This is a genomic window from Pedobacter hiemivivus, assembly GCF_005144565.1.
Classification (GTDB): Bacteria; Bacteroidota; Bacteroidia; order Sphingobacteriales; family Sphingobacteriaceae; genus Pedobacter; species Pedobacter hiemivivus.
In genome coordinates, this window is sequence record NZ_SWDX01000002.1 from 539,968 (window position 1) to 553,891 (window position 13,924).

Annotated in this window: 7 protein-coding genes; all 7 read left to right on the forward strand. The window is 39.5% G+C overall.

The genetic code is table 11. The features are described from left to right. Nucleotides 1-25 precede the first annotated feature (25 nt). The 7 genes from FBD94_RS05770 (at nucleotide 26) to FBD94_RS05800 (ending at nucleotide 13,645) form a co-directional block, all read left to right on the forward strand. Nucleotides 26-2,314: a glycosyl hydrolase family 95 catalytic domain-containing protein gene (locus tag FBD94_RS05770; protein ID WP_136879442.1), complete on the forward strand. Its 2,289-nt coding sequence runs from the start codon at nucleotides 26-28 to the stop codon at nucleotides 2,312-2,314. Between the two features lie 23 nt (nucleotides 2,315-2,337). Next, nucleotides 2,338-4,131, forward strand: coding sequence for an alpha-L-fucosidase (locus FBD94_RS05775; protein ID WP_136879443.1), 1,794 nt, complete (start codon nucleotides 2,338-2,340; stop codon nucleotides 4,129-4,131). Between the two features lie 176 nt (nucleotides 4,132-4,307). Beyond that, complete coding sequence (locus FBD94_RS05780) at nucleotides 4,308-5,492, forward strand: ROK family protein (RefSeq protein ID WP_131606360.1); 1,185 nt, start codon at nucleotides 4,308-4,310, stop codon at nucleotides 5,490-5,492. Nucleotides 5,493-5,545: 53 nt separating this feature from the next. Then, nucleotides 5,546-8,674, forward strand: a complete 3,129-nt coding sequence (locus FBD94_RS05785; RefSeq protein ID WP_136879444.1) for a SusC/RagA family TonB-linked outer membrane protein — start codon at nucleotides 5,546-5,548, stop codon at nucleotides 8,672-8,674. Between the two features lie 19 nt (nucleotides 8,675-8,693). Next, entirely contained in the window at nucleotides 8,694-10,595 is a 1,902-nt protein-coding gene (locus FBD94_RS05790) for a SusD/RagB family nutrient-binding outer membrane lipoprotein (protein ID WP_136879445.1), read from the forward strand. A 68-nt stretch (nucleotides 10,596-10,663) separates the two neighbouring features. Next, on the forward strand, nucleotides 10,664-12,874 hold the full coding sequence (locus FBD94_RS05795; RefSeq protein WP_205945841.1) for a GH92 family glycosyl hydrolase: 2,211 nt from the start codon (nucleotides 10,664-10,666) through the stop codon (nucleotides 12,872-12,874). Between the two features lie 177 nt (nucleotides 12,875-13,051). Then, entirely contained in the window at nucleotides 13,052-13,645 is a 594-nt protein-coding gene (locus FBD94_RS05800; protein ID WP_131606354.1) for an RNA polymerase sigma factor, read from the forward strand. The last annotated feature ends 279 nt before the right edge of the window (nucleotides 13,646-13,924 follow it).

Consider the following 13,924-nt stretch of genomic DNA (forward strand, 5'->3'; position numbering starts at 1 on the left):
TTGTGAAGGAACATAATCAAAATATATGACCAGATCTCTGTTAATGCTAATGGTACTTATGCTGGGGTTCTTCAGCAGAGTTTATGCTCAGGAAATATATGCCGGGCGATATAGGGCTGTTTTTACAAAGGCACCAGAGTTGGTGCCAACCAAGAAAACGCCTGATGGACCATTAGCTGGAAATGGAGATATTGGTCTTACCCTTGGTGGTAGCCCAGATCAATTGTCTTTCTATCTGGGTAAAAATGACTTCTGGCGGGCATATCCGGTTTACCCTGGTGGTGGGATTGCCTTGCCTGGTTGGTTAGAAGTGAATATTAGCGCCCTAAAGGGCGCTAATTATTATGCCGAGCAAGTGCAGGACAAGGCCTTCATAAAGGGAGAGTTTACGAAGAATCAACTTAAAGTGTCATTGAAAGCCTGGGTAGCAGCCACGCGCAATACTGTAGTGGCCGAGTTTACAGCGAACAATGCCTGTAATTTGAAACTTGGACTGAAATCTACGGAAGGCAACACATCTGTTAATACCGCGGGAGTAGATGGGGACGTGATTTGGGTAACCCGATCATTTGAAAATACTCCTTTACTGGAATGGCCGTCTAATGTAGCCATGGCCTTAAAAGTATTAGGTGCAAACCTCGAAAAGGATGGAAGTGTAGATTTGAAACCAAACGAAAAGGTTACGCTTACCATTACGATGTACACCAATCAAGATCGTAAAGATTGGAAAGCGGCCACTATAAAAGAGGCTCATAGTCTTACAGAAAATAAGGTTACTGAAATAAAAGAGGAGCACGAGGCATGGTGGAAAGACTTCTGGAGTCAATCTAAAGTTGAGATTGGAGATCCATTTATAGAAAAGTATTATTACGCATCACAGTATTTATTTGGTGCTACATCTAGAGGAGATAAGTTTGCTCCTGGAATTTGGGGGCCTTTTGTGACTCGTGATTCTGCAGCATGGGGTGGTGACTATCACCTCAATTACAATTATCAGGCTCCTTATTGGGCAGCTTACTCATCCAATCACATTGATGAAACGGCTAATTTTGATCAGCCCTTGCTGGATTATATGGACAAGGGAAAGCAACATGCAAAAGCCTTGTTGCATCAGAAAGGAATCTATTATCCTGTTGGCATAGGGCCAAAAGGATTGGTAACCACACGATGGCCACTAACTCCTGAAGAGATGGAAAAGCGTTATGCAACAAGGGAAAATACCATAGATGGTGGTTACAAATTTTTGGGACAGAAGATCAATGCGGTATTTAGTGTAGGGAATATGCTAATGCGTTTTTACAGTACTTATGATAAAGCTTATACCCAAAAGATCTATCCCTATATGCTTGAATGTGCAAACTTCTGGGAAGACTACCTAAAATTTGAGAACGGACGATACGTGATTTACATGGACCATTATGGAGAGGTGATGCCGAACTTGAAAAACAATGGTAAATGGCGCGATCAGCTCGGTGATTTTAATTCTACACTTTCAGTGGGGCTCGTGAAAATGCTTTTTAAGGGAATGATAGATGTCAGTAGTTTTTTAAATGTAGATGCTTCAAGAATTCCTAAATGGAAGCATATTGTTCAGCATATGAGTGATTTTACGGTTGGCGAAGTTGATGGTAAATTGAGCTTGAAGGGGGTAGAGAAAAGTCCTTCGGCATTGCATAGCCGTATTGCGGGATTGGCCAGGGTTTCGATTCATGGCTTAATCCTTCCGGGGGGTGTCTGTGGTCCAAAAACGGATTCTGCTTTTAACCAAATTTTATTGAGTGATGTAAGCAGATGGAAAGAAAGAATGAAGGGGCCAGGAGAATGGGGCAATACGCTAGGCAATGGAATTGAAACTTGTTTTCCGGCGGCAGTACGCGTAGGCTATGATTCAGATGAGATTCTTAAACAATTAAAGGACAGGATTAATATACAATCGTTGCCCAACCTATGGATTACTGCTGAAGGTGGTGGAATAGAGACATTGTCAGCTGTTCCGCTAACTATAAATGAGATGATGATGCAGAGCTATGAGCAGACTATCAGAATTTTTCCCAATTGGAATAGGTCCAAAGATGCGAGTTTTGAGCAATTAAGAGCTTATGGCGCATTTTTAGTAAGCAGTCGCTTAGAAAAAAGTGAAATTGAGTATGTGGAATTGTTAAGCGAGGCGGGACGTGTATGTACGATTGACAATCCATGGCCAGTGAAAAAGGTGCAGTTGCTGAGAAATGGACAAAAAGCTGAGGTGCTTTCTGGTAAGACCTTTGTTTTTGATACAAAAGTTGGTGAATCCATACATATGACTGCTAAATAGCACAACAATTAAAGAAAAATAAAATGAATCTTATTCGTAAAAGTATCCTTGTATTTGCCTTAGCTGGTAGCACTATAACCACAATTCATGCACAAACGATGGATGAGATGTGGGATAGCAGCATTTCTGGCAAAGAGAATCCTAATTTAAAATGGTTTAAAGAAGCTAAGTTCGGTATGTTCATTCATTGGGGACTGTATGCCAAACTTGCTGGTGAGTGGAAGGATAAGCGCTATTATGGAAGTGGGGAATGGATTATGAATCAGGCTAGGATACCCGTTGCAGAATATAAGCAGGTGGCTCAAACTTTCAACCCGGTTAAATTTAATGCGGATGAATGGGCACAGTTGGCAAAAGAAGCGGGGATTAAATACATGGTAATTACGGCGAAGCATCATGAAGGTTTTTCCATGTATGATTCCAAAGTGAGTGATTTTGATATTGTCGATGCTACGCCTTATAAAAAGGATCCGATGAAAGCGCTTTCTGAAGCGACACGCAAAAGAGGAATTCAGTTTGGGTTTTATTATTCTCAGTTTCAAGATTGGTACGAACCAAATGGAGGTAGAAATACATGGGATTTTGAGGAGTCTAAAAAAGACTATCAAAAGTACTATAGAGAAAAAGCAGTTCCGCAGTTGAAGGAGTTGTTGACCAATTACGGCCCTTTGGGTATTGTATGGTTTGATACTCCTGGTGGGATGACTAAAGCGCAAACGCAAAGCTTTGTAAATGAATTACGGGTTTTACAGCCTAAAAGTTTGTTTAGCAGCCGTGTAGGGCAGGGGCTGGGTGATTATCGTGATTTTGGAGACTCTGAGGTACCGGCAACACCAATTAAAGGAGCTTGGGAGTCTATCTATACACACAACGACTCATGGGGTTACATCAAGCATGATATGAACTTCAAAACACCTACTGAAATTATCCGATTACTGGCCAACGTGGCCTCTAAAGGTGGAAACCTGATGTTGAATGTGGGACCTGATGGTGAAGGTAATATTCCTGAATATTCAGTTAAGTTTTTACGGGAAACCGGTAAATGGTTAGACAAAAATGGAGAGAGCATTTACAGCAGTACTTACGGACTGATTCCTGCGCAACCATGGGGTGTAAGCACTTCAAAACCGGGTAAGCAGTATTTACATGTATGGCAAAGACCTGAAAATGGTAAGTTACTGGTTCCGGGTGTTAAAGGTAAGGTTGCTAAAGTATATGCTTTAGCAGACCATAAAAACCTGGTATGGAAAAAATCTGGTGATGATATTTTGATTGACTTACCTGCATTTGATGCTGAAGCTGCAAATACTGTTTTTGTAATGGAGTACTCTGGTAAAATTGCTGATTATGATTTAAAGGTACCTGTTACTGTTTCTAATCAATTTAAAGAGAATATTGTAGAGGCTACGTTTGCAAAATTAAAAGGCAACGCTCAAATAAAGAGTTTAACCTACAGTCACTATTATGGCGACTGGAAGCATACAATTTGTGTTACCGATATGAACGACAAAGCCGATGAAGCTGATTTTAGCATTCGTGTAACGGAGCCTGGAGTATATAAAATTACTTTGGAATATTCTTGCTCCCCAGAAAGTTCAAAACAGGAAGGAAGTATGAAAGTCAACAATCAAGCGTTTCTTTTCCGGACTTTGCGTACCTCAGAGTTTGACAAAAAAGCGCCATTGCCTTTTATTAAACATACAGTTGCAACAACTACCTTTAGTAAGGCTGGGGTTTACACAATAACGTTGAGTCCTTTACAAAATGGAGTGGAACTGTTTAAATTAAAGTCAGTTAATTTTGCTCCTATAAGATAAATACTGATCCACCATACTGGTAAAGCCTCTTAAGCTATGGTTTAAGAGGCTTTTTTGTTGCTCAAAGTTGTGTGCTTTTTTATAAACATTGTACAACTTAATAAATTATTTAAAAAGATTTGGAAAGTATTGTTTTAAATTATTAAGTTTGTTTAAGCAACCTAACCAAATACACTATGATAGAGAAGGCACCTTCATTAAGATCGGATATCATAAAGCATCTTTACTATAAGAATTCACTTTCACTTGCTCAATTAAGTAAACTGAGTACCAAAAGTTTGCCTCTGGTTACCAAGGTTGTAAATGAGTTGATAGCAGATGGCTATATTAAAGATCAGGGACTAGCGCAATCTACCGGTGGTAGGAGGGCTTCTTTATTTCTTCTTAACCCGTTAATGCAAAAGTATATTGTCTCTGTCGCAATGGATCAGTTCACTACGAGGATGGCGATATATGATCTATCTCGTACAATTGTTTTTCCAACTAAAACGCTTGAACTTATTATTCCCGGTGAAGCTAAGGCAGTCGATAAATTAGTGGCCTTTATTGAGGAAAATATTAAAGCTTCAGGTATTGATATTGAAAAAATTCTAGGAGTAGGCATTGGTATCCCTGGTTTTATTGATGTTGAAGAGGGGATAAATAATTCTCATTTAAGAGCTAAAGATGGTGAGCCTCTTGGGAAATACATGTTGGGCAAATTGCGGCTTCCAATATTTATGGATAATGACTCCAGTTTAATTGCCCTTGCCGAGCTAAATTTTGGTGCGGCCGTAGGGAAACAAGATGTGATGGTAGCTAACATAGGCTGGGGAACAGGATTGGGGATGATTGTAAATGGAAAGCTATATAGAGGAAGCAGCGGTTATGCTGGTGAGTTCAGTCACATTCCACTTTCTAAAACTAACAATTTATGCTCTTGTGGTAAACGTGGTTGTCTGGAAGTAGAGACTTCGCTGTTAGTAATGACAGAAAGAGCTAAAGAAGAAATAAAGAACGGGGCTGCAACAAGTATGACTCAGTTGTTTAAAGAAAATGGCCGGAATGTAGGTGAGATTTTCCTTGAAGCTGCAAGCAATCATGATCCACTTGCAGTATCTATCCTGTCTGATGCAGCTTTTCTTATTGGAAAAGGATTGGCTACGCTAATCCATATTATGAATCCTGAACGTATTGTGTTGAGCGGTCGCGGTGCTATAGCTGGCAAAATATTGTTACCATCAGTACAACAAGCTGTAAACGAATTCTGTATCCCAAGGATTGCAGAACAAACAACTATTGTCGTTTCAGAATTAGCCGCAGATGCGGAATTGCTTGCTGCTGCAAGCTTGGTTATTGAGAACACCCAATTTGATGAATAAAAAATATTATTAATTATTAACTAACCTAAATTACTAACCAAAACTTAATCAACATGAAAAAGATCTACTCCCGGTGTTTAAGTGTTTTATTGTTAAGCCTATTAACAGTAGCCGCTTATGCGCAAAAAAACATTTCGGGAACCGTAAAGGACGCAACAGGCACTCCAATACCTGCGGTAAGTGTCCTGGTAAAAGGTACTAAAATTGGTGTAAGTACAGATGCTGTAGGAAGATATTCCATTGCAGCAACACAAGGCGATGTACTTGTTTTTCGCTATCTTGGATACACGGCCCAGGAAGTTACAGTGGGTTCTTCGGCTTCGATAAACATTGTACTTCAGGAAGAGGACAATAGTTTGAACGAAGTGGTGGTTACTGCCCTCGGTATAAAACGAGAGAAAAAAGCTTTAGGCTATGCTTTACAGGAAGTAAAAGGGGAAACGTTGGTGGAAGCAAGAGAGCCGAACCTGGTTAATACCCTATCGGGTAAAGTCGCCGGTTTACAAGTAACACGGTCAGGTAACGGACCCGCGGGATCCTCAAGGATCAATTTAAGGGGGAGTAACTCTTTAACGGGAGATAACCAGCCTTTAATTGTAGTAGATGGGGTGCCAGTCAGTAATTTTACTGGTGCTGTTAATTCTGAAGGAAAACAAAACAACGACTTTTATAATCCAGCAACAGATATGGGAAACGGACTTTCTGATATCAATCCGGAAGACATAGAAAGTGTTACCGTTTTAAAAGGTCCAACGGCATCTGCTTTGTATGGATCAAGAGCTGGAAATGGAGTAATCCTCATAACCACTAAATCTGGTAAGGCGCAAAAAGGGTTAGGTATAACGGTTTCTTCAACCCTTGGTGTGGAAAGCATATTTGCGCAAGCTAAACTGCAAAATGATTACGGGCAGGGTACTGAGAATGTATTTGATAAGATTTCAACATCAAGTTGGGGACCAAAAATTGAAGGTCAGAAAATTACAGACTGGACTGGAAAAGAAGTTTCAATGGCTGCATATGATAATATTGCAAACTATGTTCAGAAGGGAATCAGTTCTAATCAGAGTGTTACTTTTCAGCAACAGTTCAATAATACTTCAGTATATACTTCTTTTAATCGTTTAGATGATAAAAGTCTTATTCCAGGTGCAAAATTACAACGTACTAGTTTACTGGCCAGAGCGGTAAGTAAGTTTGGAAAAGACGAGAGGTGGACAACAGATACAAAAATTCAATACACCAACAATGCAGCCTATAACAGGCCAAATAGCGGTTCAAATGATGGCAATACATTTAGAACATTGTACCTGCTGCCGAGATCTTTAGATATAAGAGGTTTTAATCCTTCTGTGGGGCCTGATGACAAGATGATCTGGTATAATACCAGTAATACCATTAATCCTTATTGGGGTAAAGACTACAATCTTAACCAGGATATCAGGGATAGATTTTTAATGAACGGTTCATTAAAATACAAATTCAACAGCTGGTTAAACGCTGAGGTTAAGGCAGGTGCCGATAAATATAGCACAACAACAGAATCAAAGCGATATGCCGGAAGCCCGGATAATGTTACTGGTTCTTATGCATTGGGTAAAACAACATTTACGGAAACAAATTTAAGCGCATTGGTTTCTGGTCAAAAGGATAACCTGTTTGGTCGTTTAGGTGGTGGTTTTTCTGTTGGTGGTAACTTAATGTCACAGGAAAATAGCGGACTTACCAATACTGTCGGTAAGTTGTATGTGCCCAATTACTTCTCTGTTAAGAATGGAGTAGATCCAACAGATCTAAAACAATTGTTCAATGAGAAAAAAATTAACTCTTTGTATGGTACGCTTCAGTTAAACTGGGATGGATATTTATTTTTAGATGCTACACTTAGAAATGACTGGACATCGGCATTGAGCAAAGCGAACAGATCTTATTCTTATCCTTCAATAAGTCTTTCTTATGTGCTGTCTGAAATGATTTCCAAAAATGGAGAATTGCCAGGTTGGTTAAGCTACGCCAAATTAAGGGCTTCGGCTGCTTCAGTAGGAAATGATTTAAAAGCTTACGAATTATACAATACTTACACCATTGATAAAGATGCTAATGGCAATATTACAGCATCCAGAGGAGATGTTTTGTATGATCCAAATGTGAAAAATGAGCTGATCAAATCTTATGAAGCGGGATTTGAAGCCAGATTCTTCAAAAGCAGAGTAGGTATCGATCTTGCTGTTTATAAGTCAAATGCAACCCAGCAATTGATCGAGCTTCCTATGGATCCTCTAAGTGGCTATAAGTTTAAGAAAATCAATAGTGGAGATATCCAAAATACAGGGATAGAGATTATGTTGGACGGAAAGATATTTGAGAATCCTGATGGTTTTAACTGGAATGCAACGGTGAATTATTCGCACAATAATAATACGGTGAAATCTATTTATCAAAATACACCTCAATATTCATTAGGTGGATTTGATAATATTACTGTTTTTGCTGTTGAAAACGCTAAGTACGGTGAAATATACGGAACTGCTTTTAAAAGGGTTAAAGATGCTGGTAGTCCATTTAATGGACAGTTGCTATTAACGGAAGAAGGATTGCCGCAAGCTGACGAACAGAGTGCAAGATTGGGTAATCAGCAAGCGACATCGCTGGTAGGTATAACTAATAGCTTTGCCTATAAAGGTTTCAACTTGTCATTCCTGGTTGATGGTCGTTTTGGTGGAAAAGTATTTTCTGCTTCAAATGCAATCCTACAACGCAACGGAACTGGTGCCGTTACAGTTGTAAATGGTTCAAGAGATGTTATTGCTGACGGAGTTATTTTGAATACTGCGACAAATACCTATGAGAAAAATACGAAAACCGTATCTTCACAACACTATTGGGCCGCTGTCGCGGGCCCGGGTAACCTTGGAATTACAGAAGCAAATCTTTATGATGCCACTAACATCCGACTTAGAAATATCAACCTGAGCTATAACCTGTCTTCTAAATTTTTAAGTAAGACACCAATCCAACGAGCAAAAATTGGCGTATCATGTAATAACGTATGGTTAATTACAAGTCACATGAATGGTGTAGATCCTGAAAGTGTGTTTGCAACAGGTAATAATGCAACAGGATTCGAAAATGCAAGTGCACCAACTACGCGTACTGTGTCATTTAATTTAACCTTAGGCTTTTAATCTTAATATTCATATTACGATGAAAAATATATTAAAAAAATCATGTATGCTAATAGCGGCAACAGTTGTGCTGGCATCATGTAAGAAATTTGAAGAAATGAATGTGAGCCCTACTGCAGCCAGCGGAGAGCAAGTTCAACCAGAGTATTTTATCAACAGCTCTATTGTTGGCGCCCAAATGGATCCGGGGGTGGCCGAAAGATCTTTTGTCTTGTATTGGAAACCAGCAGGCCGCCAGGCAGCTGATGTCGATGGAGGGAAAATTTCTTTTGGAGATTACAGTGATGAATGGAGTAGTGTGTATTACGGAGAGATTTCTAAATGGCTAAACGCTGCCAATACCGCTATCCAGATTGGACAAGAGAGAATTGATGGGGGTAAGGTCGAACCGCATACCAATAACATGATACAGGTAGCCAGGATCTGGAGAGCTTATCTGTTAAGTGAAATGTCTGATAACTTTGGACCAATCCCTGTTACAGGCTTTCAGGGGACAAATCCAGAATTTACAGATGTAAAAACGGTATATTATTATATTTTAAGCGAATTGAAAGATGCGGGCGCTAAATTGGAACTTTCAGTAACAAGAAGTGATGCTTTGAAAAAGCTAGATCCTGCTTATGAATATGATTTCGCCAAATGGAGAAAATATGCAAATTCTATGCGCTTAAGATATGCCATGAGGTTGTCGGAAGTTGATGCATCAAAAGCAAAAACTGAATTTGAAGCTGCTGCAGCTACAAATGACTTTATAACCTTGCAGGAAGAAGCCTTTGCTGTACAGGAAAAAGATGGATGGAGTCCGCTTACAGGCGTAATGACAAGAAGTTGGGATACACAGCCAATGTCAGCCACATTAAATAACGTTTTTGTAGGTTTAGGTGGTGTAAAAAGTGCTGATCAACTAGGTGCGGCATTTCAAAGCTTTATTAAACCAGCTGATTGGTTAGGACAAAAATTTCCGGATCAATTTAGTACAAAAACAAATGATCCGCAGGCAGGATACTGGTTTAACGGATTACCATATACCATTGATCCGCGTGCTTATGTATTGTTCAGTATTCCGGGCGATTTGACCAATACCAATTATCCAAAGCAGAACGGTAATTATGACACTGTTACTCAAAGGCTCTTGAAAAATGCTGCAGGAGCAACTGTTAAAACAATTGATGCTAAAAACACCTGGAACGCTAAAACAGATGGTGCATGGGGAGAGAAAGATCCGATGAACGAATTGATTAACTACGGAGGTACTATGCCACGTATCAATAACCAGTTCAGAAACAGTTCACAAAAACGTCTTTTCTTTGGACCATGGGAAACCTATTTTCTACTGGCAGAAGGTGCTGTACGTGGATGGGCATCTCCTGTAACTGCACAGAATGCTTATGAAACGGGTATTTCCAAAAGTTTTGAATATTGGAAAGTATCGTTGGGCTCCTACCTGACCTCTCAAGACTACAACAGGGTTGGGACTTCGGTAAGCTGGACACATACAACTGAGCCATCGCCACGTGTGATGAAATATGAAGATGGAATGACTGGAGCGCCGGGTACACTAACTTTAGCTTATCCTAAAAATGATCTTTATAAAAGTGGTACAGTTAAAAATGACCATTTAACTAAAATCATTACCCAGAAATTCATTGCACAAACCCCATGGCAACCATTGGAAGCCTGGAATGACCACAGAAGATTAGGATTGCCTTTCTTTGAAAATCCTGTAGTAGAGGTAAGCATTTCAACTTTGCCTGCCTTAAATAGCTCAAACTATATGACTGGAAACATTAAATTCCTTCCTCAGCGTTTGAGATATCCTTCGGGTTTAAGAAATAATAGCCCTGCCGGTTACGGACAAGCTGTTAGTGCTTTAAATGGCCCTGATGAAGTGCTTACACCGCTTTGGTGGGCACAGAAGTAATTCAAACGAATTGAAATTAAAGCGGGGTGTTCTCGAACACCCCGCTTTATAATTTTGGAGCCTGGCTTATGATGAAGAAGATATTTTCCTTTACGTTGATCTGTGGGTTTGTTGCAAATTACTGTGCAACGGCGCAAACAAATCTGACCAAATACGTAGATCCGCTTATTGGTTCTGCAGCGCATGGGCACGTATTTGTAGGTGCGAACGTTCCTTTTGGGGCCGTCCAGCTAGGACCAGCGAATGTTTTTGGCGGATGGGATTGGTGCAGTGGTTATAACTATGTAAGCAACACCATTACAGGTTTCACCCATACCCATTTAAGTGGAACAGGGATAGGTGACTTGAATGATATTCTGATTATGCCGGCTACCGGTCCGGCTCAGGCTGATTATGTAGCTACTTTTTCACATGAGAATGAGGTTAGTCGTGCCGGATATTATAGCGTGCAACTAGATAAGTATCAGATAAAGGCCGAGTTAACAGCCTCGGAAAGGGTAGGCTTTCATCAATACACTTTTAGAACGCAGGATAATCCGCATATCATGCTCGATTTAAGTACGGGGTTGGGCTGGGATACACCTACAAAGACCTATGTAAAACAAATCGATGCAACTACACTGGTTGGCTACCGTTTTTCTAAAGGTTGGGCAAATGATCAACGCTTGTATTTCGCAGTTAAATTATCCCAACCACTTTCTGGTATAAAGCTAACGGATAGCCTTACTATATTAAGTGGTACTGAAGGGGAAGGCAAGCGAATTAAAGCTGTGATAAATTTTAACACCATAAATAATGGAGTTTTAAAACTGAAAGTAGGTCTGTCGCCTGTAAGTTATGAAAACGCATTACTAAACTTAAATACAGAGATTCCTTATTGGGATTTTGATAAAGTAAGGGCGGCTGCGGATCGTAAATGGAATAAAGAACTGAGTAAAATAGAGATCAAGGCAGATGCTTCAACGCTTAAAAAGTTTTATACGGCAATGTACCATGCGATGTTCGCGCCATCTTTATTTAATGATGTAAACGGCGACTATAGAGGTACAGACAAAAAAGTATATCCTAAAGCTAATTTCACCAATTATACTACTTTCTCCTTATGGGATACTTATAGGGCTTTTCATCCTTTGTACACCATTTTACACCCGGAAAAGGTATCAGATATTGTTAATTCGTTTCTTGCCATTTATAAGCAGCAGGGAAAACTTCCTGTATGGCATTTAATGGGGAATGAAACAAATACAATGATCGGTTATCATGCCGTTCCAATTATTGCTGATGCTTATTTAAAAGGCTTTAAGGGTTTTGATACGAATCTTGCTTATGAGGCTGCAAAACATAGCGCAATGCAAAAGGTTGATGGTATAGATTACGCCCAAAAGCTAGCATATATCCCAGCAGATAAAGTAATTGAGGCTGTAGCTAAAGGTCTAGAGTATGCAATAGATGACTGGTGTATCGCCCAGATGGCAAAACGCATGGGTAAAACTGATGATTACGTTTATTTTAGTAAAAGAGCAGGTTTGTATGCCTTGTATTTTGATAAGCAGACAGGATTTATGCGCGGTAAGCTAGAGGATGGCAGTTGGCGTACTCCTTTTGATCCTGTTGCTTCTAAGCATAGAGAGGATGACTACACCGAAGGAAATGCATGGCAATATACCTGGCTGGTACCTCAGGACCCTAAAGGTCTAGTCAAGTTGTTTGGTGGAGAAAGAGGCTTTACTAGTAAATTGGATTCATTGTTTAGTATTAGCTCTGAAATGGCTGAAGGTAGCTCACCAGATATTACCGGTTTAATTGGGCAGTATGCGCATGGCAATGAACCTAACCATCACATTCCTTATCTGTATGCTTTTGCGGGCCAACCATGGAAAACAGCAAATATCGTTCGTAAAATAACAGACTCTTTGTATACTGTAAAACCTGATGGTTTATGTGGTAACGAAGATTTAGGGCAAATGTCGTCGTGGTATATTTATTCTGCGCTTGGTTTTTATCCTGTTAACCCTGCAAACGGTGTTTATATTTTTGGATCTCCTGCAATCAATGACGCAGTGATCAGTTTAGCTGACAATAAAAAGTTTCACATTAAGGTAGTTGGAAACAGTAATCGTAATAAATACATCGCTAAGGTGGTTTTAAATGGTAAAAACTATACCAGATCTTATTTGTTGCATCAAACCATTATTAATGGGGGGGAGCTGGTACTGTATATGAGTGACAAGCCATCTAGCATCTGGGGTGTTGCGCCAAAAAATCGACCAATTAGATAATATAAATGCTATTCGCATAAAGTCAGTTAATTTGGCTCCAATAGGATAAACATAGACCAATAGGTGCCAAAATTCGATAGCCTAATGGCAAATTGATTTAATAATTTGCCATTAGGCTATGTTATCTTTATTCATAACCAAGTATAACCACGGTTTCAGTTAAATGGAAACGGTCGTATGAATAAAGAACACCATAAGGATTTTACAGCCACACAGTGGTTGATAAAGTTGATTAATAATGATCATTTCGCTTTTCAGGTACTTTACGATCTGTACAGTACACAGCTTTATAGCAATCTTTTAAGGATCGTCAAGGATACAGATATTGCTCAGGATTTATTGCAGCTTGCTTTTGTGAAAATTTGGGAGAAGCGTCATTTAATAGATCCTGAGAAGGACTTTTTGGCTTATCTTATTCAAATTACCAGAAACTTGGCTTATGATCATTTTAGAAAAGTAGCCCTTGATAGGAAGTTGGAAACCCATATTTTGTCCCTCACTAACGAAGCGTACAGCCATATAGAAGAGGAACTGATCTATAAGGAAAGTAACCAACTTTTTTTGAGTGCAGTAGCCAAACTCTCTCCTCAACGAAAACAGGTATTCACTTTATGTAAAATGGAAGGCAAAAGTTATCATGAAGTAAGTAATATGCTTAACATTTCTACCTCAACCATTAGTGATCATTTATTGAAATCCAATAAGTTTATCCGAGCTCAGATGTCAATTCCTGAGGTTTTGGTTTCTATTTTTCTTATGTTTTTGTGCTGAATTATTGTTGTTTTTTGGTTATAAAGAAGCTATTTGTTCAATATTTCTCTCTCGCATCCTCCATCGCAAATAGTTGTCCCGTTGTGTTTCGCTCTGGTTCTATTATAAGGCAACTTAATTCACAGTGTATTAACGGATGTTAACCGGACACTACTCGGCTCCACCCGGGTAGTGTCCGAGTAATGTCCGAGTAACGTCCGGGTAATGTCCGGGTATATAGCGATTTCAAACGGTTTGCGTAGAGTTAACTATAAAGAAACTTTTGGGGCGGAAAAGGAC

Excerpts from the sequence above, each read along its gene's own strand:
- FBD94_RS05770 (WP_136879442.1), top strand. The coding sequence starts at position 26 with ATGACCAGATCTCTGTTAATGCTAATGGTACTTATGCTGGGGTTCTTC.
- FBD94_RS05775 (WP_136879443.1), top strand. The coding sequence starts at position 2,338 with ATGAATCTTATTCGTAAAAGTATCCTTGTATTTGCCTTAGCTGGTAGC.
- FBD94_RS05780 (WP_131606360.1), top strand. The coding sequence starts at position 4,308 with ATGATAGAGAAGGCACCTTCATTAAGATCGGATATCATAAAGCATCTT.
- FBD94_RS05785 (WP_136879444.1), top strand. The coding sequence starts at position 5,546 with ATGAAAAAGATCTACTCCCGGTGTTTAAGTGTTTTATTGTTAAGCCTA.
- FBD94_RS05790 (WP_136879445.1), top strand. The coding sequence starts at position 8,694 with ATGAAAAATATATTAAAAAAATCATGTATGCTAATAGCGGCAACAGTT.
- FBD94_RS05795 (WP_205945841.1), top strand. The coding sequence starts at position 10,664 with ATGATGAAGAAGATATTTTCCTTTACGTTGATCTGTGGGTTTGTTGCA.
- FBD94_RS05800 (WP_131606354.1), top strand. The coding sequence starts at position 13,052 with ATGAATAAAGAACACCATAAGGATTTTACAGCCACACAGTGGTTGATA.